The sequence below is a fragment of the Streptomyces broussonetiae genome (genome assembly GCF_009796285.1).
In the GTDB taxonomy this organism is placed as follows: Bacteria; Actinomycetota; Actinomycetes; order Streptomycetales; family Streptomycetaceae; genus Streptomyces; species Streptomyces broussonetiae.
The window spans coordinates 6,034,042-6,055,546 of sequence record NZ_CP047020.1 but is presented as its reverse complement, the minus strand read 5'-3'; the positions used below and the strand labels follow the sequence as shown (position 1 = coordinate 6,055,546).

The window sequence follows — 21,505 nt, the reverse complement described above, 5'->3', positions numbered from 1 at the left end:
CATCTCCTCGCGGGCCGCAGCGGGGTCACGCCTTGGGGCTGGCCGCGACCTTCGCCCCCTGCTTCAGAAAGCCCATGTCCTCGTAGACCGGCGTCTGGAACCCGAAGGCGCCGGCGTTGACGAGGTTCCGCTTCACCCCCACCAGCTGGGGCCGCTGGTACAGCGGAATGGATCCGGCCGCCGCCCAGATCCGCGAGTCCGCCTTGCGGATCAGCGAGCGCGCCTCGCCCTCGTCCAGGGTCGCCGCGGCCTCGTCGAACAGCTGGTCCACCTGGTCCGTGCCGACCCGCGTGTAGTTCTGCTCGACGTTCACCGAGCCGTCGGCGGACGGCACCGGCTTCGCGTAGATCGGCCGGGCGTCGGTGGCCGGGAACGCGGACGACGGCCACGAGTACAGCGCCAGGTCGTAGTCGCCGGAGGCGATGTGGTCCTTGAAGTAGCTCTCGTCCGAGACCTTGGTGATCGTGGTCCGGATGCCGACCCGGTCCAGCATGGCCGAGATCCGCTCGGCGACCGCGCTCAGGGTCTCGGAGCCGGGGCCGGAGGGAAGCACGAAGCGCAGCAGCAGCGGCTTGCCGTCCTTGGCGAGCGGTCCGGCCGGCGCGGCGGCCGGGGCGGCCGTGCCCCTGGGGGCGTAGGCCCCGGGGGCTCCCCCGTGCCTGCCCTCCTGTGCCAGGTGCCGGTCACCGCCGTCACCGGGGCTCCCGTTCTTGTTGCCCCCGTCCTTGTTGTCGTCGGTCTTGTTGTCGTCGGTCTTGTTGTCCTCGCCGACGATGTACTGCCCGTCCTTGCCGCCGTCGGACGGCTGCTGTTTGTCGCCCTTGTCCTTCTTACCGCTCTCCGGGCCGGCCGCCTTCCCGGTCTTCTTGTGCTCCTTGACCGGGCCCCCGGCCACCCAGCCGGCGTCCCCGAGCAACGCCGACGCCTCCTTGGTGTCCTCCTCGCCCAGAGCGCCACTGCTGTCGGCGTAGTCGGCCTGCCCGGCCAGGGCGAGGTGGCTGCCGACCGGGACCGCGGGCAGGCCCAGCGGCGTGAGCACCAGCCTGGCCAGTTCCTTGCGGTTCAGGGCGCGGGCGACGGCCCGGCGGACCCGCTCGTCGGAGAGGGGGCCCTCGGAGCCGTTGAGGGCGAGCTGGGTGTAGGCGGGCTCCAGCGACTTGCGGACGTCGAAGTCGCGCAGCGCCTGCTGCTCGTCCAGGTACTTGGCGACGGCCTTGCGCAGCTTCTTCTGGCCGTCCTCGGACTCGTCGGAGTCGATGCCGTGCGCGAGCGCCCAGGAGCGCAGCTTCTTCACCGAGGTCTTGCCGGAGCCCTGCAGCGGGCTCGCGGCGCCCTGGGCGGCGAGCCCGATCCGCTGGGCCTCGGAGGGGTCGAGATCGGCGAGGTCCACACTGCCGTCGGCGAGCGCGGCGGCCCGCTGGTCGCGGGGCACGGCGTGCAGCTCGATCTGGGACAGCTTGGCCGGCTGGCCCCACCAGCGGGGGTTGCGGGTGAGGACGACGTCCTTCGCGGCGGTGTCGACCTTGCCGAGCGCGAAGGGACCGGCGGTCACCTTCAGCTTGCGGCGGGCGCCGTCGTTGAAGGCCTCCGGGGAGCCCATGACGTCCTTCGGGTACAGCGGCGAGAACAGCGATTTCCAGTCGGCGTAAGGGCGGGAGAAGGTGACCCGGACCTGGAGGTCGTTGGCGCCGCGCTCGATCTTCTCGATGCGGTCGTAACCGGCGTTGCGGGCGGTCCAGAAGGCGCTGTTCTTGCCGGACAGGGCGCGCCACTGGGCGAGGAAGTCGGCGGCCCCGATCTCCCGGCCGTCGCTCCACACTGCCTGCTGGTTCAGCTTGTACTGCACGACCTGGCGCGGCTCGGTCTCGATGACCTTGGCCGACTCCAGGTAGGCGGGGTTGGGCACGGGCCGGCCATCGGCGTCGAGACGGAACATCGACGGCAGGACTGCCTGGGCGATCCGGGTGGTGCCGGTGTCGGCGTCGGCCTGGAAGGTGTTCAGGGTCTCGGGGACGGCGTCGACGGCCCACTTGAGCGTGCCCCCGTCGGCGACCAGGGCCCGGCCGACGGGGGCGACGTCCTGCCCGACGAGCGGCTTGTTGACCTCGCCGTCGGAGCTGCAGCCGGCCAGGAACGGCACCACGAGCGCGCCCGCGGTGAGGAAGAACGCCCCACGCATGACCGCGCTGGGCCTGGATCCGACTCCGTCGTGGGACATCTCTGCTACCTCCGGAAAGCCGCGAGCGTTATGATCACTTTTGGCGGTATATGGAGCTGATCAGATCTATGCGGCCCACTGAAGAGGAAAGGATCCGGCAACAGAGGGCGACACGGCGACAACGGGTGGTGACCCCACCCGTGTGGCGCAACACCACCCCTGGTACATCCGTACGCCTCCGCCAATCGCTGCACATGCCTTCACACCGGCAGGTGCGGCGCGCAACACTCCAAGGCGCATGACGTTGCCGCCCAAGGCCCGCCGGACCCGCGGAAGTGAGGGCAGATCATGTCCGTGCACGACGACATCACCTCGGTCCAGCGCTCCCTGGACGAACTGAACCGCTCGCTGGGGCGCCTGGAGCACCAGCTCGGCACCAACGGCCTGGAGATGCGCCGCGTCCGGCTGGACGCCGACCATCTGCGTGAGAGCGTCGGGCTGCTGAGGGAGACGGCCGACACCTCCGGCACGCCCCGGCCGCCCGACCTCGTCACCATCTCCGACACGCCGTACGACCGCTCTCTTTGGATCGACACGGACGACGAGGGCCTGGGTGCCCGCGACCGCCGCGCCCCCTGATCCCCGACCTACCGGAGTCCTGCCTTGGCCACTGGTACGGAACCCCAACAGAACAGCGGTGGCGTACGAACCGCTACGCGCGCCGCGATCACAGCACCGCATCTGCGGACCGACCGCTGGTGGCTGGCGCCCGCCGCCACCGCGGCCGGTCTGTTCGCCTTCGTCGTCTACTCCACCTGGCGGGCCTTCGCGAACGAGCACTACTACTCCGCGCCGTACGTCTCGCCGTTCTACTCACCCTGCCTGGCGCAGAACTGCCGGACCATGCACGCCGGCCCCAACGCGGACCTGTTCGGAAGCTGGTGGGGCATCTCCCCCGCCATCATCATCCTGATCTTCCCGCTCGGCTTCCGGCTGACCTGCTACTACTACCGCAAGGCGTACTACCGCGCGTTCTGGGCGTCGCCGCCCGCCTGCGCGGTCGCCGAGCCGCACCGGAAGTACACCGGCGAGACGCGCTTCCCGCTGATCCTGCAGAACGTCCACCGGTACTTCTTCTACGCCGCCCTGCTGGTCGCCGCCGTGCTGACCTACGACACCGTGCTGTCCTTCCGGGACACCCACTACCGCTGGGGCCACATGGGCCTGGGCACCCTGGTCTTCCTGGTCAACATCGTGCTGATCTGGGCGTACACCCTCTCCTGCCACTCGTGCCGGCACATCGTCGGCGGCAAGCTCAAGCACTTCTCCAAACATCCCGTGCGCTACAAGGCGTGGCAGTTCGTCGGCCGGCTCAACGACCGGCACATGCAGCTGGCGTGGGCGTCGCTGTTCAGCGTGTGGCTCGCCGACTTCTACGTCTATCTGGTCGCGTCCGGGGTCTTCGCCGACCCGCGCTTCTTCTAGGAACAGGTGAACCGTCTGATGTCCGTGGTGGACCGGCAGGAGTGGGACGTCGTCGTGGTCGGTGCCGGCGGCGCCGGGCTGCGGGCCGCGATCGAGGCGCGCGAGCGGGGCGCCCGTACGGCGGTGATCTGCAAGTCGCTGTTCGGCAAGGCGCACACGGTGATGGCCGAGGGCGGTATCGCGGCGGCCATGGCCAACGCCAACGAGCACGACAACTGGCAGGTCCACTTCCGCGACACGATGCGCGGCGGAAAGTTCCTCAACCAGTGGCGGATGGCCGAACTGCACGCGCAGGAGGCCCCGGACCGGGTGTGGGAGCTGGAGACCTGGGGCGCGCTGTTCGACCGTACGAAGGACGGCCGGATCTCGCAGCGCAACTTCGGCGGCCACGAGTACCCACGCCTCGCCCACGTCGGCGACCGCACCGGCCTGGAGCTGATCCGCACGCTCCAGCAGAAGATCGTCGCCCTGCAGCAGGAGGACTTCAAGGAGACCGGGGACTACGAGTCCCGGCTGAAGGTCTTCCAGGAGTGCACGGTCACGAGGATCCTCAAGGACGGCTCACGCGTCTGCGGGGTCTTCGCGTACGAGCGCGAGAGCGGCCGGTTCTTCGTCCTGGACGCCCCCGCGGTGGTCGTCGCGACCGGCGGGATCGGCAAGTCCTTCAAGGTGACGTCGAACTCGTGGGAGTACACGGGCGACGGGCACGCGCTGGCGCTGCTGGCCGGGGCGCCCCTGCTCAACATGGAGTTCGTGCAGTTCCATCCGACGGGCATGGTCTGGCCGCCGTCGGTGAAGGGCATCCTGGTCACCGAGTCGGTGCGCGGTGACGGCGGGGTGCTCAGGAACTCCGACGGCAAGCGGTTCATGTTCGACTACATCCCGGACGTGTTCAAGGAGAAGTACGCCGAGTCGGAGGAGGAGGCCGACCGGTGGTACGAGGACCCGGACCACAACCGGCGGCCACCGGAACTCCTCCCCCGCGACGAGGTGGCCCGCGCCATCAACTCCGAGGTGAAGGCGGGCCGCGGCTCGCCGCACGGCGGGGTCTTTCTGGACGTCTCCACGCGCATGCCCGCCGAGGTGATCCGGCGCCGGCTGCCCTCCATGTACCACCAGTTCAAGGAGCTGGCGGACGTCGACATCACGGCGGAGGCGATGGAGGTCGGCCCGACCTGCCACTACGTGATGGGTGGCATCGCGGTCGACTCCGACACCGCGGCGGCGCGCGGGGTGCCGGGGCTGTTCGCCGCCGGTGAGGTGGCGGGCGGTATGCACGGCTCCAACCGGCTCGGCGGCAACTCCCTGTCCGACCTCCTGGTGTTCGGGCGCCGGGCGGGCTGGCACGCGGCCGAGCACGCGGCCCGGCTCGCCGACAGCCGCCCGGCCGTCGACGACGCCCAGGTCGACTCGGCGTCCGCCGAGGCTCTGCGGCCCTTCTCGGCCGAGGCGGACCGGGTGGGCGAGGCGGGGCCGCCCGAGAACCCGTACACCCTGCACCAGGAACTCCAGCAGACCATGAACGACCTGGTCGGCATCATCCGCCGCGAGGGCGAGATGGAGCAGGCCCTGCACAAGCTCGGCGAGCTGCGCGCCCGGGCCCGCAGGGCCGGCGTGGAGGGCCACCGCCAGTTCAACCCGGGCTGGCATCTCGCCCTGGACCTCAGGAACATGCTGCTGGTCAGCGAGTGCGTGGCCCGCGCGGCCCTGGAGCGCACCGAGTCGCGCGGCGGACACACCCGCGAGGACCATCCGGCGATGGAGCGCTCCTGGCGCAACGTGAACCTGCTGTGCGCCCTCGCCGACCCCACCGGCGGGCTAGCGGCGAGCGACCACGCCCGCGGCCAGATCCGCCTGACCCGCGAGACCACCGATCCCATCCGCCCGGACCTGCTCGCCCTCTTCGAGAAGGAGGAGCTGGTCAAGTACCTCGCCGAAGAGGAGCTGTACGAGTGAGCAGCTACGAGGCCCGCTTCAAGGTGTGGCGGGGTGATGACGAGGGCGGAGGCCTCAGGGACTTCACCGTCGAGGTGAACGACGGCGAGGTGGTCCTGGACATCATCCACCGCCTCCAGGCCACCCAGGCCCCCGACCTGGCCGTGCGCTGGAACTGCAAGGCGGGCAAGTGCGGTTCGTGCTCGGCGGAGATCAACGGCCACCCCCGGCTGATGTGCATGACCCGTATGTCGGTCTTCGACCGTGCCGAGACGATCACCGTGACGCCTCTGCGCGCCTTCCCGGTGATCCGCGACCTGGTGACGGACGTCGGCTTCAACTACCAGAAGGCCCGGGAGGTCCCGGCCTTCGTGCCACCCGCCGGTCTGGGTCCTGGCGAGTACCGGATGATGCAGGAGGACGTGGACCGCTCGCAGGAGTTCCGCAAGTGCATCGAGTGCTTCCTGTGCCAGAACACCTGCCATGTGGTGCGCGACCACGAGGAGAACAAGGCCCCGTTCGCGGGCCCACGCTTCCTGATGCGGATCGCCGAACTCGACATGCACCCGCTGGACGCGGCCGCCGAGACGGGCCTCGACCGCGGGCGCACGGCCCAGGACGAACACGGCCTCGGCTACTGCAACATCACCAAGTGCTGCACGGAGGTCTGCCCCGAGGGCATCCACATCACCGACAACGCCCTGATCCCCATGAAGGAGCGCGCGGTCGACCGCAAGTACGACCCTCTGGTGTGGCTCGGCTCGAAGATCAGGAGGAGGTCGTCGTAGCCGCGCGGCCGGGACGCCGGGCCGGCCCCTACAGGCCCGGCCCGGCCATGCGGCAGCACCAGCCGAGCCAGGGCAGGAGGCCGTGGCCACGGGCGAGCGGACCCAGGTAGCGTAGGACCGCACCGCCGGGCCCGCCGAGCAGCGCACACCACCAGGAACATGTGCGTGCCGGCCATGCCCTCACCAACGCCCGGGCCGCCGCCGGATTCCGCTCGGCAGCACGCTCCTGGGCCGGCGCTTCCCGGTCACCGGACCCAGTCGTCCCGGTAGGCGCGCCAGTCGGCCTCCGTCGCCGCGAAGTCGACGTACAGCGCGACGCCGAAGCGGACCCGGTCGGCGTCGGTGCGGGACAGGCCGAGCCGGACACCCCGGACGGCGGCCGGGACGGTCTCCGCGTGGGCCCAGTGGCCGAAACGGTTCTCGTGGTAGAAGGGCAGGCCCATGAGGAGGTCGGTGGTGTCGGGGGTGACCTCCAGGGCGAGGCTCGTCTGCTGGGCCACATAGCCGCCGTACAGGCTCGGCAGCGGCTGCATCGTGTCGTACGACATCACGGCGATCTGGTCCACGCGGCGCGCCACCTGTCCGAAGTAGGCCTGCGACCACCACTTGGGGTGACCGGTGGTCGCGCCCCAGAGGGAGTGGAACGCGGGCAGCGGGTCGATCTGGTGCGCGGCGACGGACAGCAGGGCATGCCGGGCGCGGGTGAGGGCCCGCAGGCCGTCGAGGAGCGAGAGGTAGTGGCGGTCGCCGGAGTGCAGCGGCTCCAGGTCGAAGTGCACACCGTCGTAGCCGGTGGCGAGGACGCGGCGGGCGGAGGCGAGGATCGCGGTGCGGGTGGCGGCGCGCTCCAGGTGCAGCCCGTCGGGGCTCTCGGTGGCCAGCACGTCACCGAGCCAGGCCTGGACGCGTACGCCGGGCAGCTCCCGGTGCACGGCCGCGATCAGCCAACGGGCCCTGGGATACGCCGAGTCGGGCAGGGTGCCGTCGTGTTCCAGCGGGCCGGAGTGGACGTAGAGGTCACGGATGCCGGTGCCCTTCAGGCGCTGGGCGAGTTCGCGCACGTCTTCGTCGGTCTTCCGGCCGTCGACCCAGGCGTGGCCCAGCCAGAGGCCGTCCTGGTGGCGGGTGCTCGCGCCTGCGCCGGGGGTGCCGGCGTAGTTGATGCGCAGGGCCGTCTCGGCGGTGAGGAGAGGGAGGACCAGGAGGGCGAGAACGAGAGCGGTGCAGCGCAGGACACGACGACGCAGCCTTTTCCGCCCCCCGGGACCGCTTGCGTCCCCACCACCCGGACCATCCGGGTCCCCGCCGCCCGGACCATCCGGGTTCCCGCCCTCCGGGTCCGGGTCCGCACCGTCCGGACCAGCCCCAGCCAGATCCCTACCGCCCCCACCATCCCGCACCCCGCCCACCGGACCATCCGGGGCCGCACCGCCCGGACCGCTCGGGTTCCGGCCACCCGGACCGCTCGGGTCCCCGCCGCCCGGACCATCCGGGTTCCCGCCCTCCGGGTCCGGGTCCGCACCGTCCGGACCAGCCCCAGCCAGATCCCTACCGCCCCCACCATCCCGCACCCCGCCCACCGGACCATCCGGCACCCCGCCCCCCGAACCGTCCAGGCTCCCGTCGCCCGCCGCCTTCGCGGGGCTCTCTCCCGTGGGTGCGGGCGGTGTCTGCCGGGTGTCCTCGTTGTCGGCTCCTTCCGGCGGTCGGTCCGTCCGGCGGTCGCTGTCACTGTCCATTTTCTGCCCCCTGTCCCCTCGTCCCCCGCCCGTATCCGCCCCGCTCGCGGAGGGGCCTACCTGCCCATACGCTCCGAAATGTGACGTCCTCCCTGATCCGGGGCCGGCCCCGGCGCGCCAAGGCGCACATACGGATACGGGTGGCGCATGCCGTGCTGGGTGCCGTGGCCGGATTCGGGTGGCTGGTGTTGCCGGTGATGACGGTCGGCGCGCAAGATCCGGTTCCCCTGGCGGACACCGGGACGGTCGCGGGCGCCGCCGCGCCGCAGCAGGGGGGTACGTCCGCCGTGGACCTCGTGCTGCCCCTCGTCGTGGGAGTCGCAGCCGTGGTACTGGCCGGTTACGGCTATCTGCGCCGCACCCGGCGCGCCCGTACCCGTACGACCCCGGGCATCGTCTCGGCCGTTCCGCCCGCCCCCGCCCCGGCCGCCCTGGAACGCCAGGCCCGCAAGGCGCTGGTCCTGGCCGACGACTGCGTCCGCACCAGCCGGGAGGAACTCTCCTTCGTCCAGGAGCGGTTCGCGTGGCAGGACACCGAGGAGTTCACGCACGCCCTGCGGTCCGCGCAGACCGAGCTGGCGGCCGCGTGCGCGATCTGGCGGCGCTACGAGCAGGGGGTGCCGGAGGAGGCCGCGGCTCGGCGGCAGGCGCTGGTGGGGGTGATCGGCCGGTGCGCGGAGGCCGGGCGCCGGCTGGACACCGGGGCGGCGGCGCTGGATCTGCTGCGGGGGCTGGAGGGGCCGGGGCTGGACCGGGCGCTGGAGGTCGCCGAGGGACGGTTCCGGCAGCTGGCGGGGCGGACGGTGACCGCGCAGGAAACCTTTGCGGCGCTGCACGAGCGGTACGCCCCCTCGGCCCTCGACCCTGTCACCGGGTATGTCGAACAGGCCAAGGACCGGCTGGTGTTCGCCACCGCCCGGCTCAACGACGCCCGCCAGGCCGCGGACCGGGGCGACGGCGACCGGGCCGCCGGGCTCCTGCGCGCGGCCGAGGGCGCGGTGGCCCAGGCCGGCGTCCTGATATCCGGGGTGGAACGCCTGGCGACGGAACTGGCCGAGGCGGCGGGGTTGCTGCCGGCCACGCTGACCGGCGCGGAGGCGGAGCTTGCGGCAGCCCGCCAGGAGCGTGGACGCAAGCCGTTGACCAGCGGCGAACTGCATGCCCGGCTGACCCACGCCGACACCGTGCTGGCCGTCGTACGCGACGAGCTGATATCGGGCCCCTACGACCCGCTGGACGCGCTGCACCGGATCGTGCGGGCGGTCCAGCGGCTGGAGGACGGCCGCGCGGGTGTCGTGGCCGCGGCGGCGCTGCTCGTGGCGCGCGGCTCCGTCGCCGGGGCGGACGGGTTCATCACGGTGCACCGCGGCGTGGTGGGCCCGCAGGCCCGGGTCCGCCTGGCCCAGGCGGTGGGCGAACTGGCCGCCGGGCACACCGACCGCGCCGACACCGCGGCCCGCGAGGCCCGGGATCTGTCCGAACGCGACGTACGCACCCACGGCACCCCGTACCCGGCCGCCACCCAGGTCGTCCCGGGCCTGGCCGGTGCGGTCCAGGGCGGCGTACTGCTGGCGGAGGACGACAACGGCGACCCACCGGCAAGCTACGGCGGCCCGGAGACAAGGGGCCGCCGCCGGACGGGGCCCGCCTAGGGTGTGTCGTCCCCTCGCTGCCCGGCGTCGTCTCAGAAGAGGCTCAGCAACGCCTCCGCCGGATCCGTCAGGCCCGCTTCCCCGCCGGGGAGCGGCAGCTCGAACCACACCGTCTTGCCGCGAGGCGTCCGGCGCGAGCCCCACGCCGCGCTGAGCAACCCGACCAGCTGCAGCCCCCGGCCGCCCTCGTCGGTGTCCCGGGCCCGTCGGCGACGCGGCTGGACCAGGCCGGAGTCCCACACCTCGCAGACCAGCGTCCGGTCCAGCAGCAGCCGTAGCCGGATGTCCCCCTCGCCGTAGCGCAGCGCATTGGTGACCAGCTCGCTGACGAGCAGTTCCGTCGTGTCGACGAGCCCCTCCAGGTCCCAGCCGACCAGCTGCGTCCTGGCGTACTCCCGCGCCCGCCCCACGCTCTTGGGCTCGCGCGGCAGCGTCCAGTCGCCGACGGACTCGGCCGGCAGCCCCTGCACCCGCGCCATGAGCAGCGCGATGTCGTCCTCGCCGTGATGGGTGTCGAGGGTGTTGAGGACGTGGTCGCAGACGTCCTCGAGCTGTGGCGCCGGATCGCTGAGCGCACCGACGAAGGCCTGCAGCCCCTCGTCCAGCGGATGGTCACGGGACTCGACCAGGCCGTCCGTGTAGAGGGCGAGCAGGGCTCCCTCCGGCAGATCGACCTCGACCTCCTCGAAGGGTTCGCCGCCCACGCCGAGCGGCATGCCGGGCGGCACGTCCAGCATCAGCGCCGGCTCGCCGGGTTCGACCAGGACCGGTGGCAGATGCCCGGCGTTGGCGAAGGTACAGCGTCTGGTGACCGAGTCGTACACCGCGTACACGCAGGTCGCGAGGTAGACCTCGGACAGGTCGGCGTCGCGCGGCTGGCGGGCCGTGCGGCCGGCCTGCTGGACACCTCCCGGGGTGCCGAGCCCCCGGGCGATCTCGTCCAGCGCCGAGAGCACCTCGGCCGGTTCGAGATCCAGCAGGGCCAACGTCCGTACCGCGGTGCGCAGTTCACCCATGGCCACGGCCGCCCGCAGGCCCCGGCCCATCACGTCGCCGACGACCAGCGCCGTTCGGTGACCGGGCAGTTCGATCACGTCGAACCAGTCGCCGCCCACCTCGGTGGCCGCGTTGCCGGGCAGATAACGGCAGGCGATGTCCAGTCCGGAGGCCTCGGGGTCGCCGGGCGGGAGCAGGGACCGTTGCAGTATCAGCGCCCGCTCGTGCTCGCGCCGGTACAGGCGCGCGTTGTCGATGCAGACGGCCGCACGCGCGGCCAGCTCCATCGCCAGGTCCCGGTCGCGGTCGCCGAACGGCTCGCTGCCCTTGGTGCGGGCGAACTGCGCGAGGCCCACGACGGTGTCGTGCGCGACCATCGGCACGGCCAGCGTGGACTGCACGAGGCCGCCGTCCTCGGCGGGCACGTGCTGCAACCGGGCGGTGCGCAGGGCGTCGGAGCACGGCGAGTTGAAGGGGAAGTGGTGGACCGCGCCGAGCGCGACCGGTTCGCCGCCGCCCTGGAAGGGGGCGCCGGAGACGGCGCTGGCGAAGGCGACACGGCGCAGCTCGGCGCTGCCGTCGGCGAGACCGGGCGGGGTCTCGTCGCCGGTCAGCAGGCCCTGGTAGAGGTCGACGGTGGCGAGGTCGCAGAAGCCGGGGACGACGACGTCGAGGAGTTCACGGGCGGTCGTCTCCAGGTCGAGGGAGTTCCCTATCCGGGCCCCGGCCTCGTTGAGCAGGGCGAGGTTGCGCCGGGCGGCGGCGGCCTCGCGGGCGGCGGCCCGGCGGGCGGTGATGTCGGTGCCGAGCCAGGCGATGCCGATGGGCCGGCCGCTGCCGCCGTGCACCCGGTAGAGGTTGACCGACCAGTGCCGGCGCTCCGCGGAGTCCGGGACATGGCCCGTGACATGCATGTCGGTGATGGACTGGCCGGTTTCCAGCACCCGCCGCAGGGTGGCCGAAACCCGCTCTGCCTCACCGCGCGGCAGATAGTCGTGCACGCCCTTGCCCCGGTGCTCGTCCGGGGTGCCGCCGAAGATGGAGGCGAACCGCTCGTTGGCCCGACGGACCTTCAGATCGGTGTCGATCAGCAGGAACCCGAAGGGGGACTGCCCGAAAATCGCCTGGGACGCGGCGAGGTCGGTCTCGATGCTGCGCAGGGTGCGCACGTCGACGACGATGCAGACGGCGGCCTTCTCACCCTCGGCGGTCCGGGTGGGCATGACATAGACCTCGGCCAGCCCCTCCTCACCGCGTGTGCCGTCGGCCTGGTCCGGCATCCGGAAGGGCACGGCCCCGGTCCACTCCCGCCCGTCGAGGATCTCGGCCATCTTGCGCTGGCCGCGCTCGCGCAGGTCGGGGTCGATGAAGGCCTCTATGGGGTCCATGCCGACGGCGTGTTCGGCGGGGATGCCGAAGAGCTGCTCGGCGCGCAGGCTCCACTGGTCGACCTGGCCGCCGGGGCTGATGGAGAAGGACGCGACCCGGATGTAGTCGTAGATCGAGCCGGGCGGGCTGCTCTGCCACATGGCGTCGCCGGGCGTCGCGGCAGCCTCCTCGGCCTGGTTCCTCGCGCCGTCCGACGGGTCCTCGGACTCCGTGGCCTTCGCTGGTATCTCGCTCACGCGAACCGTCCCCTCCAGCTCACCGCGCCCGGCACCGGTCACCGGGGGCGGCTGCCCGCAGTATCCAGCACTACGGCGCCGCACGACACGGTGTTCACGATCACAGCATGGTCCAGGTGTTTTTCGGACCGCTTCGTGACAACACTTCCACTCTTCTAACCAGGGAACACGCCGTCGAATCACGTACGCCGGGACGGGTCTGGGGTCCGAGGCGCACAAGGGACGACACCTCGCCGGCCGTACACCCCCGTGCCCCCCGAGTGCTCCCGCGTCACTCCCGCTCCCCCGTCACCCGTTCCCATGCGTCACCCGGGCACCGCCAGTTCGAACCAGACGGTCTTTCCGCCGGCGCCGGGCCGGGTGCCCCAGCGGCGTGAGGAGCCGGCGACCAGTTGCAGGCCGCGCCCGCCCTCGTCCTCGGGATGGGCGACCCGCTCGCGCGGCGGGTCCGGAAGCGGGTCGGAGACCTCCACCAGCAGCGTCCCGCCCAGCCCATCAGGGCGTACCAGCCGTACGCCGATGGGTCCGGTGGCATACCGCAGCGAGTTGGTGACCAGCTCGCTGACCAGCAACACGGCCAGATCGGCGAGGCAGTCGAGATCCCAGCCGTGCAACTGACCGCGTACCGCGGCGCGCGCTGTGTGCACGGCGCCCGGTTCCGCGGGAAAGGTCCACTCGGCGCCGTCGCCAACGGTGTCGATCACGCCCGATCACTTCCCAGGACAGTGAGCCCACCCATGTCCGGTTTCGTGGGGTTAATGGGCACATACCCGATATTCAGAGGGCAGTACCGTGCGACGGGGCGCACCGTGGCACGAACGGCGTACGCCCGCTCGGCGGATAGCAGTGACCGGCGCACGCGCGGCTCGGGGGATGCACGCGATGCTCAACGGGTGGCGGCGAGATACGGGGTGACCGCGTGGACGGCGGGGACGTCCTGATCCAGCCAGGGGACGTCCCAGATCTCGGCCGGGGTCAACCAGCGCAGCTCGTCATGGTCCTCCAGGGGCCGGGCCACGGCCGAGCCGGGGCGCAGGCGGGCGGTCCACACCCACAGGACGTACGGCGCACGCAGCGGCCACTGGCCGGGCACCCGCTCGACCGGCTCGGCGTCGACGCCCAGTTCCTCGCGCAGTTCGCGCACCAGGGCGTCCTCGGGGCGCTCGCCCGGCTCGACCTTGCCTCCGGGCAGCTCCCAGCGCCCGGCCAGATCCGCGGGCGCGCTGCGGCGGGCGGCGAGCAGTCTGCCACCGTCGAGCAGGGCGGCCCCCACCACCACGATCCGGTCCGTCCTCGGTGTCATGGGCGTGCTCGGCGTCATGAGGCGGAGCCTACGGGAGGCCGCCGGGGGTCAGTTGCGTGCGCCGTCCCCGTTCTGGCCTATGCGCTCGACCCAGTAGAGCTGCTTGTGCCCCCGGTCGTCGAGGCTGTCGGCGATCTTCTGGGCCTCGGCCCGGGTCGCGTACCGCCCGACGCGGTAGCGATTGCCGTTGTCGTCCTGCCGTATCACGATCCAGGGCAGGGAGACCGTCCCCTCACTCATGGCTCCCACCGCCCCCGAAGCTCCTTCTTGCACCGCCCCACCCGCTTCCTGCCTCGGGCCCCCACCGAGCCCCGCCTAAGGAAACCGCAATCCGCATATGCCCGAGCGTACGCCCAACCTTTACGCAGCGAATACGCCTTTTCACAAAGAGGTACGCAACCAGCCAGAACGCCAGGGGCGCACGCACGCGAACGCGCCGTCGTCGACGCCGTCGGCGCGCGTCGCAGGCATGCCCGAGTGACCCCTGACCACCTGGGAAAACGGCCGGATCGCGGCGGCATGCCGGGGGCCTGCCGCAGGCGCGCGGCCGGACATCCGTCCGTGTACGGCTTCAGGGGTGTGCGCTACCTCACTCAAAGGGGCGCGCGCCACGGGACAGTCGCCCACGAGGACGCCGTACGCCGCCTCACCGCACCGGCAAGTGGTACGCCACCCGGTACCGGTCCGCCGGGATCACCACGTCGGCGGTCTCCACCGCGCGGCCGGAGGCGTAGTACGTGCGCTGAATGACGAGGACCACATGGCCGGGGACCCCGCCGAGCACGTGCAACTCCTCGGCGAGACCGGGACGGGCGCCGACCTCCTCGGTGACGTTGTCCACGATGACGTCGATGGCCCGCATGCGCTCGGCCACACCCATGCCGCCGAGCGGCCCCTCCTCGGGCAGCATCACCGGAGTGCGGCCCGTGACGGCGAGGGGCTCCCAGGAGGTGGAGAGCATCATCGGCTCACCGGCCTCCCGGAACAGGTACCTGGTGCGCATGACCCGGTCGCCGGCCTGGATGGCGAGCCGCTCGGCGATGGCGGCCCCGGCCTCGGCCTGCTCGCTGCTGGACTCCCAGGTGCCGCGCACCGCGGCGTCGGCCTGCTCCTGCCGGAAGGGCGTGGCCCCGCCGGCCGGGCGGTATCCGGACCTGGCCACGCTCCGGGGCACGGGCCGCTCGCGCACGTACGTCCCCGACCCGGAGCGGCCCTCGACCAGCCCCTCGGCCATCAGCACCTTGCGGGCCTCCAGCGCGACCGTGTCCGAGACGCCGTACTCCTCGCGGATGCGCGCCTGGGAGGGGAGGCGGGTGTGGGGCGGCAGCGAACCGTCGGCGATCTTCTTGCGGAGATCACCCGCGACGCGCAGATACGCCGGCTGCTCACCGAAAGTCACTGGCCGCTCCCATCAGGTTGTACAGACAGCAACAGCGTGGCAACCGTGGGTTGTGCCATGCAAGTAAAGGCCAGAGAATCACTCGATGTGATGACAAGTGGCGGGGGAGGGCTTTACCCAGGCACTTTCTCCCCCGTATGGGCGCGCTCACACCTGGCGGCGGCGCGGTCACGGCGCACGGGGGCGCGGCGGGCCGGGGCGTGGGCCCCGGTACGGTGCTCCTGAGCCGGGCATCGGCGGAACGGGGGCGGAATGCGGGCGGGGATCCTGCCGGGAAGCCGGGTGGGCGGCGAGGTCGTACGGGCGGTGAACGGGCTCACCGGGCGCTGGGCGGCGACCGCGCGGGACGGCACGGTCTTCTCGGCGGCCGGTGTGTGGCCCCTGTCGGCCTTCCTCGCCGACGGCGCGACAGGCCCGGCGCGTGCGGAGCCGAGCGAGGCCCTCGGCCTGCCGGCGGATCAGGCGGCGGGCGCGGCACGGCAGTTGCTCGGCGCGCCGGCCGCCCTCCCCGACGTGGACACCACCGTGGGCCTGTGGACCAGGCGGGCGCTCGAGCTGTGTCCGCAGTGGGCGGCGGGACTGCCCGCCGCGGCGCACGGCGTGCCGACCGGGGACCCGAACGACGAACCTGTGAACAACGCGTGGGAGAGCAACGAGTGAGCAAGGTCAGCGCCGAGACGGTCCACCGGGTGAACGGGCTGACCGCCCGCTGGGCGCAGGCCCTGCCCGCGGGCACGGTCTACTCCGCGCCCGGGGTCTGGCCCCTGCTGGGCTTCCTGGCCGACGGCGCGACGGGCCCGGCGCGCGCGGAGCTGGCCGGGGCGCTGGGCGTGCCCGCCGGTCAAGCGGCGGGTGCCGCACGGGAGTTGCTGGCCGCGCTCGCGTCGGTGTCCGGCCTGGACGCGGCGCTCGGCCTGTGGACGCACCAGGGGCTGGCCCTGCACGACGAGTGGCGGGCCGGGCTGCCGGCCGGAACGTACGGGGTGTTCGGCGACGACCTCGTCACGGCGCAGGAGCGGCTGGACGCCTGGGCGGCGGAGCGGACCGGTGGGCTGGTCGAGCGCATGCCGGTGACGCTGACCCGGGACGCCCGGATGGTGCTGGCCGGCGCGCTCGCGCTGCGCACGACCTGGCGGCAGCCCTTCGGCGAACTGCCGCTCAGGCCGGACAACGGCCCCTGGCAGGGCCGGACGCTGCGCGGGCTGCACCGGCGCGGCCCACGGCCCGACCGGGTGGGTGTGACGGGCACGTCCGACGGTTTCGTCACGGCGCTGACGGTCCCCGGCGACAACGGCGTCGACGTCCATCTCGTGCTCGGCGAGGAGCACATGGCGCCGGGTCAGGTGCTCGCGGCCGGGGTCGGGATCGTGGAGCGCGCGCTGCCCCTCACCGGGGGCGGTCTGCTGCCGCACGGGCATGTGGGGCCGGGCCTGTACGTGGAGCAGCAGCCGTCGGTCGCGCCGGAGCCGCCGACGCTGGACGTGCGGACGGTGGCGTACGAGGTGCGCGCGGACCACGATCTGCTCGCCCTGGCCCCCCTGTTCGGTCTGGCGGCGACGACGGACGCCCGCCAGGCCCACTTCCCCGGCATCAGCACCTACCCGCTCGCCGTCGGCGCGGCCCAGCAGTCGGCGCTGGCGCAGTTCGGCCCGCTGGGTTTCCGGGCGGCGGCGGTGACGGCGGTGCTGGCGGCGCCGGGCAGTGCGCCGCCGCAGTACCGCCACGACTACGAGTCGACGGTCGTCCGGGCCGTCTTCGACCGCCCCTTCGGCTTCCTCGCCGTCGACCGTGAGTCCCGGCTGGTGCTGGTTGCGGGCTGGGTGACGGAGCCCGCGCCGGAGCCCGTCATCGGCTTTCCGGGCGCTGTTCCTCCAGGACTCTGACGCAGCGGGCCAGCAGCCCGGTCAGGGTGTCGCGCTCGGCCGCGGTGAACTCCGCGCCGAGGGCCCGCTCGACGCGTACCGCGGCCGCGTCGGCCTCGGCCATGACGGCGCGGCCCGCGTCCGTGAGGCGGGTCTCCAGGACGTTCCTGTGCCACTCGTGCGGGCTGCGGACGATCAGGTCGCGGTCCTGGAGGTTCTTCAGGACCGTGTTCATGGTCGGCGGGGTGACCCCGCACAGCCGGGCCAGGGCCGCCGCGGAGATGCCGGGGTGCTCGTCGAGGTGGAGCAGCGCGGCGTACTGCGCGACGGTGAGGCCCGCCGGTTTCAGGACCGCCGTCTTGGTCGCGTTGAGGGCCTGCTCGGCCCGCTTCAGGTGGGAGCCAAGGCGCTCGGACGCGGGCAGGGAGGTCACCCGGCCCAGGTTAATGCCTGCCCGATGATGCGTACGCCGACGGAGATGTCTGCGCGATCGATAATTAATGCACTGGCGATGATTAGAGTTCTAACCTAGGTTTGCATTCGTCATACCGTGAGCAAGCGAATCGAGAGGCGCTGCCGTGTCCCGTTCGATCCACCGCCGTACCTTCCTGACCGGCACGGCCGCCGCGGCCGTGGCCGTGGCCGCGCCGAGGGCGACCGCGGCCACCGGTCCCCGCATCTCCACCGCCTTCACCCTCCCCGACGACCGGGCCTACCCCGAGGGCATCACACTCGACCCGCGCACGGGCGACGCGTACGTCGGCTCGTTCACCAACGGTGCGGTCTACCGCGCCGCCGCCGGCAGCCGCGCCGCCGAGGTCTTCCTGCCGGCGGGCGCGGACGGCCGTACGACGGCGAACGGCCTGAAGGCCGACCGGGCGGGCCGCCTGTGGGTCATCGACCACACCACCGGCATCGACGTCCACGACCTGCGCACCCGCTCCCTGCTGGCCCGCTTCGAGGTGCCGCAGGGCGACGCGCGCTTCCTGAACGACCTCGTGGTCACCGCGGACGGCACGGTGTACGCCACCGACAGCGTACGGCCGGTGATCTACCGGATCACCCCGGCCGACCTGGCCCGCGCCCGCGGCGGACGAGCGCCGCTGACCGCACACTTCGACCTGAGCGGGGTGGTGCCGCCGCACGGCCCGGACGGCTACGCCCTGAACGGCATCGCCGCCGACCCCACCGGACGCCTGCTGTTCGCCGTCGACATGACCGGCGGCGGCCTGTACCGGGTCGACGTGCGCGACGGCTCGGTCCGCCAAGTCACCCTGCACGGCGGCGACTTGAAGCACGGCGACGGTCTGGAGCTGTCCCACCGCACCCTGTGGGCCGCCCACAACCTGACCAATACCCTCACCCGCTGGCGCCTGTCCGCCGACGGCACGAAGGCCCGCCTGACCCGCACCCTGACCGACCCCGTCCTGCAGATACCCACCACCCTGGCCCACACCCCCCACGGCCTCCTCGTCGTCCGCTCCCAGTTCGACAAGGGCGGCCCCATGGGCCCGGGGACGCCGACCCCGCCGTTCACGGTGGCACGGGTGACGGGGATGTGATCCGGAGGTCCGGCCCTACCCGGCCGGCGTACGTGGGCGGCGCTCGCGCCACCGGGTCACCGCCCACAGCACGCTGACGCCGCCCAGGGCGACCGGCACGGCCGCCGGGTCGGCGTTGCCCGCGAGGCCGTGCTCCGGTCCCACTCCCCGCGCCGCGCGGACCAGCAGGGTGATGGCGATGCCCGCCAGCCAGGCCGTCAGGCGGTGGCGGCGGAGGCGGAGGCGGAGACGAGTTGATCGGACTCGGACGACGGAGCGCACCCCACGGTCGCGGAGGTCACCGATCCGCGCCTCGACCCGGGTGGCGCCGCACTGAGCGAGGCCGGAGCCGAGGGGGAGACGGCTACGGCCGAGCACGCCCTGGCGAGCCACTACCGCACCGCCTACCGCCCCGTCGCGGCCGAGCAGCCGGAAGGGGCACCGACCGCCGCGCAGCCGCTCCCGGAGTCCCGGACGCTGTTCCACGTGCAGCGCCGATGTGGGGGGCACTCACCGTTGTCTCAGGGAATGGCCGACAGCTGTTCGGTGACTGCGCGTACCAGGGCTTCGTGCTCGTCGACCAGGTAGAAGTGGCCGCCGGGCAGCACCTGCAGCTGGAATCCCCGGGGGGCCACATCGGCCCAGGACTCCATGTCGTGGGCCGACATGGACGGGTCCGCGTCGCCCACGTACGCGTGGACGGGGCAGTCGACCGGAGCGGCGTCACGTGGTCCGTAGGTACCGACGACGGTGAAGTCCGCCCGGAGCGCGGGCAGAACGAGTTCGCGCAGGTCCGGGTCGTCGAGCAGTTCGGTGTCGGTTCCACCGAGCCGGCGCAGTTCGGCGATCAGCGCCTCGTCCCCCTGTTCGTCGAGGCGTCGCGGAGTCAGCCGATGCGGAGCCTTGCGGCTGGAGACGTGGAGGGCGGCGGGCCGCACGGAGTGCTCGCTCTGCAGCCGCAGCGTCACCTCGTAGGCGAGCGAGGCTCCCATGCTGTGGCCGAAGAGCGTCACCGGTACGTCCAGGCACGGCAGCAGTGCGCCGGTGACGTGGTCGGCGAGCGCGTCCATGCTGTGGACGCACGGGTCGGTCAGCCGGTCGTGGCGCCCCGGGTACCGTGCCACCAGCACCTCCGTACCCTCGTCGAAGGCGGCGCCCCAGCCGTGGTAGAAGCTCGCGGAGCCGCCCGCGTGCGGAAGGACGACCAGACGGCGGCGCGGCGGTGCCTGCCTGAACTCCCCGTACCTGCGAAACCAGCGAGCGCTGTCGACGCTCGCCTTCACGCTGTCACCCACGTCGTCCCCACCTCGTCGGTACCTGTCTCATCGTATGCCTCGGGCACACCGTTCACGCGGTCTCGTCCAGCGACCAGCTGTGGGTCGCGTCGATGCTGAGGGCCGCCTCGTCCAGGAGTTCCCGTGTGACGGGGCGGCCCACGTTCAGCGCGAGCAGGACCTCGTTCCCGGTGTTCGCCACCGGGGCGCCGTGCGCGATCTGCAGGGCGTCGATGGGCGTCCCGCCGAGCGCCGCGCCTACTGCGCCGACCAGGCTCCGACCGCCCGGGGCACGGAAGAACGCCATGCTCCCGGCGAGCGCCAGGTCCACCTCGAAGCCGCACACCTCCACCAGGCGCCCGCCCGCGCCCCGCCCGGCCAGCGTCCCCGACACGGAGACCACCTCACCGGAGGGCAGCGCGCCGGACACCGTGACAAGGCTGTGGTGCGGCGCGGCACCGGCGTGAGCGCTGAGCAGCTCCGAGCCGACGCCGCGCTCCTGGGCGAGCAGCGGAGCGTTCACATAGGAGACGTCCCCCTGCACCACACCGCTGAGTGCGCCCTTGAGCGCGGCCAGCTCCAGCGCGGTGGTGTCCTGCCCGGTGATCTCCCCCGCCACCTTCACCAGGAGCTTTCCGCGCAGGCCCGCGGCGGCCGCGGTGAGCAACCGCCCCAACTGCTCGGTCAGCGCCAGCCACGGGGCCAGTTCACCGTCGACCGTACCCATGTGCACGTTGACCGCCTCGGGCACGCACCGCCCCGCCAGCACCTGCCGTACGGACTCGGCCACGGCCACGCCGGCGCGTGCCTGTGCCTCGATGGTCCCCGCCCCGAGGTGCGGGGTGGCAACCACGTTGTCCAGCTCGAAGAGCGGGGAATCGGTGCACGGTTCGGTGGCGAACACGTCGAGGGCCGCGCCCGCGACCCGCCCCTCCTTGAGCGCGGCGTACAGCTCGGTCTCGTCCACGATTCCGCCCCTGGCCGCGTTGACCAGGCGGACTCCTGGCTTGACCCGCTGCAGGGCGTCGAAACCGATCAGGCCCGTCGTCTCGGCCGTCCTGGGCAGATGGACCGTCAGGAAGTCGGACTCGGCGAGCAGTTCGTCGAGCCCGGTCATGCGCACACCGGCCTGGGAGGCGTTTCCCGCCCGGACGTACGGATCGTACGCAAGCAGCCGCATGTCGAAGCCCCTCATTCGCTGGGCCACCAGGGACCCGATGCGGCCCAGGCCGATGATGCCCAGGGTCTTGCCGGACAGCTCGACGCCGGTGAACCGGCTGCGCTGCCAGTGACCCTCCCTGAGTGCGGCTCCGGCCTGCGGGATGTTCCGCGCCACCGCGAGCAGCAGGCCGACGGTCAGTTCGGCGGCGCTGACGACGTTGGCCGTGGGCGCGTTGACCACCATGACGCCCGCCCGGGTGGCGGCGGGCACGTCCACGTTGTCGACGCCCACCCCGGCCCGTCCGACGACCTTGAGCCGGGATCCGGCCGCGATCGCCTCTGCGTCGATCCGTGTGGCGCTGCGTACGAGTACCGCGTCGGCCCCGGGTAGCGCCTCGAGCAGCGCGGCCCGGTCGGTGCCCGCGCAGCGCCGGACCTCGACGTCGGGTCCCAGGGCGATGACGGCGGCCGGGGAGAGTTCCTCGGTGATCAGGACGACCGGTTTGTCCGTCGGCTCCGCGGACTGCGTCGACTCCGTTGATGTCTGCGTCGGCTTGTCCATCGCGGTGACTCCTGTCTCGCGTCTC

Annotated in this window: 19 protein-coding genes; 8 read left to right on the top strand and 11 right to left on the bottom strand. The window is 72.5% G+C overall.

The features are described from left to right. Positions 1-25: 25 nt before the first annotated feature. Positions 26-2,218, bottom strand: coding sequence for an ABC transporter family substrate-binding protein (locus GQF42_RS28045; RefSeq protein WP_158924367.1), 2,193 nt, complete (start codon positions 2,216-2,218; stop codon positions 26-28). Positions 2,219-2,506: 288 nt separating this feature from the next. On the opposite strand from GQF42_RS28045, the gene GQF42_RS28040 reads away from it, so the two are divergent. Genes GQF42_RS28040 through GQF42_RS28025 form a run of 4 tightly spaced genes read left to right on the top strand, consistent with a single transcriptional unit; the run spans position 2,507 to position 6,366 of the window. Beyond that, positions 2,507-2,797, top strand: a complete 291-nt coding sequence (locus GQF42_RS28040) for a hypothetical protein (RefSeq protein WP_158924365.1) — start codon at positions 2,507-2,509, stop codon at positions 2,795-2,797. Between the two features lie 24 nt (positions 2,798-2,821). Further along, on the top strand, positions 2,822-3,643 hold the full coding sequence (locus tag GQF42_RS28035; RefSeq protein ID WP_158924363.1) for a hypothetical protein: 822 nt from the start codon (positions 2,822-2,824) through the stop codon (positions 3,641-3,643). An 18-nt stretch (positions 3,644-3,661) separates the two neighbouring features. After that, positions 3,662-5,599 carry a fumarate reductase/succinate dehydrogenase flavoprotein subunit gene (locus tag GQF42_RS28030; RefSeq protein ID WP_158924361.1) on the top strand — a complete coding sequence of 646 codons (1,938 nt, stop codon included), beginning with the start codon at positions 3,662-3,664 and terminating at the stop codon, positions 5,597-5,599. Beyond that, the gene (locus GQF42_RS28025; protein ID WP_158924359.1) at positions 5,596-6,366 is read left to right on the top strand and encodes a succinate dehydrogenase/fumarate reductase iron-sulfur subunit; all 771 of its coding nucleotides are present in this window, start codon (positions 5,596-5,598) and stop codon (positions 6,364-6,366) included. The genes GQF42_RS28030 and GQF42_RS28025 overlap by 4 nt, the downstream gene beginning before the upstream one ends. 245 nt (positions 6,367-6,611) lie before the next feature. Here the strand turns inward: GQF42_RS28025 and GQF42_RS28020 are convergent, their stop codons facing one another. Next, positions 6,612-7,766: a glycoside hydrolase family 18 protein gene (locus GQF42_RS28020; protein ID WP_407699501.1), complete on the bottom strand. Its 1,155-nt coding sequence runs from the start codon at positions 7,764-7,766 to the stop codon at positions 6,612-6,614. A 419-nt stretch (positions 7,767-8,185) separates the two neighbouring features. Between GQF42_RS28020 and GQF42_RS28015 the strand changes: the two genes are divergently transcribed. Beyond that, complete coding sequence (locus tag GQF42_RS28015) at positions 8,186-9,757, top strand: serine/threonine-protein kinase (RefSeq protein WP_158924357.1); 1,572 nt, start codon at positions 8,186-8,188, stop codon at positions 9,755-9,757. A gap of 32 nt (positions 9,758-9,789) precedes the next feature. Here GQF42_RS28015 and GQF42_RS28010 read toward each other — a convergent pair whose 3' ends face one another. The 5 genes from GQF42_RS28010 to GQF42_RS27990 all read right to left on the bottom strand — a co-directional run bounded on the left by GQF42_RS28010 (position 9,790) and on the right by GQF42_RS27990 (position 15,080). Further along, positions 9,790-12,378 (bottom strand): SpoIIE family protein phosphatase, encoded by a 2,589-nt coding sequence (locus tag GQF42_RS28010; protein WP_158924355.1) that lies wholly within the window; start codon positions 12,376-12,378, stop codon positions 9,790-9,792. 305 nt (positions 12,379-12,683) lie between these two features. Then, positions 12,684-13,082 carry an ATP-binding protein gene (locus tag GQF42_RS28005; protein ID WP_158924353.1) on the bottom strand — a complete coding sequence of 133 codons (399 nt, stop codon included), beginning with the start codon at positions 13,080-13,082 and terminating at the stop codon, positions 12,684-12,686. 182 nt (positions 13,083-13,264) lie between these two features. Beyond that, a complete protein-coding gene (locus GQF42_RS28000; RefSeq protein WP_325100356.1) occupies positions 13,265-13,699 on the bottom strand; it encodes a (deoxy)nucleoside triphosphate pyrophosphohydrolase in 435 nt (144 codons plus the stop codon). Positions 13,700-13,729: 30 nt separating this feature from the next. Then, the gene (locus GQF42_RS27995; protein WP_055709733.1) at positions 13,730-13,921 is read right to left on the bottom strand and encodes an SPOR domain-containing protein; all 192 of its coding nucleotides are present in this window, start codon (positions 13,919-13,921) and stop codon (positions 13,730-13,732) included. 406 nt (positions 13,922-14,327) lie between these two features. Then, entirely contained in the window at positions 14,328-15,080 is a 753-nt protein-coding gene (locus tag GQF42_RS27990; protein WP_158924351.1) for a GntR family transcriptional regulator, read from the bottom strand. Positions 15,081-15,332: 252 nt separating this feature from the next. Between GQF42_RS27990 and GQF42_RS27985 the strand changes: the two genes are divergently transcribed. Further along, positions 15,333-15,740, top strand: a complete 408-nt coding sequence (locus tag GQF42_RS27985; RefSeq protein ID WP_158924349.1) for a hypothetical protein — start codon at positions 15,333-15,335, stop codon at positions 15,738-15,740. Beyond that, positions 15,737-16,963, top strand: coding sequence for a serpin family protein (locus tag GQF42_RS27980; protein WP_233273492.1), 1,227 nt, complete (start codon positions 15,737-15,739; stop codon positions 16,961-16,963). The genes GQF42_RS27985 and GQF42_RS27980 overlap by 4 nt, the downstream gene beginning before the upstream one ends. Here the strand turns inward: GQF42_RS27980 and GQF42_RS27975 are convergent. Continuing rightward, entirely contained in the window at positions 16,926-17,375 is a 450-nt protein-coding gene (locus GQF42_RS27975; protein ID WP_233273491.1) for a MarR family winged helix-turn-helix transcriptional regulator, read from the bottom strand. The two genes, GQF42_RS27980 and GQF42_RS27975, sit on opposite strands and share 38 nt — an antisense overlap. 145 nt (positions 17,376-17,520) lie before the next feature. Here GQF42_RS27975 and GQF42_RS27970 point away from each other — a divergent pair, with 145 nt between their 5' ends. Continuing rightward, a complete protein-coding gene (locus tag GQF42_RS27970; protein ID WP_158924345.1) occupies positions 17,521-18,504 on the top strand; it encodes an SMP-30/gluconolactonase/LRE family protein in 984 nt (327 codons plus the stop codon). A 15-nt stretch (positions 18,505-18,519) separates the two neighbouring features. Here GQF42_RS27970 and GQF42_RS47315 read toward each other — a convergent pair whose 3' ends face one another. Genes GQF42_RS47315 through serA form a run of 3 tightly spaced genes read right to left on the bottom strand, consistent with a single transcriptional unit; the run spans position 18,520 to position 21,480 of the window. Then, a complete protein-coding gene (locus tag GQF42_RS47315; RefSeq protein WP_158924343.1) occupies positions 18,520-18,993 on the bottom strand; it encodes a hypothetical protein in 474 nt (157 codons plus the stop codon). Positions 18,994-19,004: 11 nt separating this feature from the next. Then, positions 19,005-19,778, bottom strand: a complete 774-nt coding sequence (locus tag GQF42_RS27960; RefSeq protein ID WP_233273490.1) for a thioesterase II family protein — start codon at positions 19,776-19,778, stop codon at positions 19,005-19,007. Between the two features lie 52 nt (positions 19,779-19,830). Then, positions 19,831-21,480 (bottom strand): phosphoglycerate dehydrogenase, encoded by a 1,650-nt coding sequence (serA, locus tag GQF42_RS27955; RefSeq protein WP_158924341.1) that lies wholly within the window; start codon positions 21,478-21,480, stop codon positions 19,831-19,833. Between the last annotated feature and the right edge of the window lie 25 nt (positions 21,481-21,505).

What these genes read in the sequence shown, in the direction of transcription:
- GQF42_RS28045 (WP_158924367.1), bottom strand. Translation starts at nt 2,218, where the DNA reads ATGTCCCACGACGGAGTCGGATCCAGGCCCAGCGCGGTCATGCGTGGG.
- GQF42_RS28040 (WP_158924365.1), top strand. Translation starts at nt 2,507, where the DNA reads ATGTCCGTGCACGACGACATCACCTCGGTCCAGCGCTCCCTGGACGAA.
- GQF42_RS28030 (WP_158924361.1), top strand. Translation starts at nt 3,662, where the DNA reads ATGTCCGTGGTGGACCGGCAGGAGTGGGACGTCGTCGTGGTCGGTGCC.
- GQF42_RS28000 (WP_325100356.1), bottom strand. Translation starts at nt 13,699, where the DNA reads ATGACGCCGAGCACGCCCATGACACCGAGGACGGACCGGATCGTGGTG.
- GQF42_RS27995 (WP_055709733.1), bottom strand. Translation starts at nt 13,921, where the DNA reads ATGAGTGAGGGGACGGTCTCCCTGCCCTGGATCGTGATACGGCAGGAC.
- GQF42_RS27985 (WP_158924349.1), top strand. Translation starts at nt 15,333, where the DNA reads ATGCGGGCGGGGATCCTGCCGGGAAGCCGGGTGGGCGGCGAGGTCGTA.
- serA (WP_158924341.1), bottom strand. Translation starts at nt 21,480, where the DNA reads ATGGACAAGCCGACGCAGACATCAACGGAGTCGACGCAGTCCGCGGAG.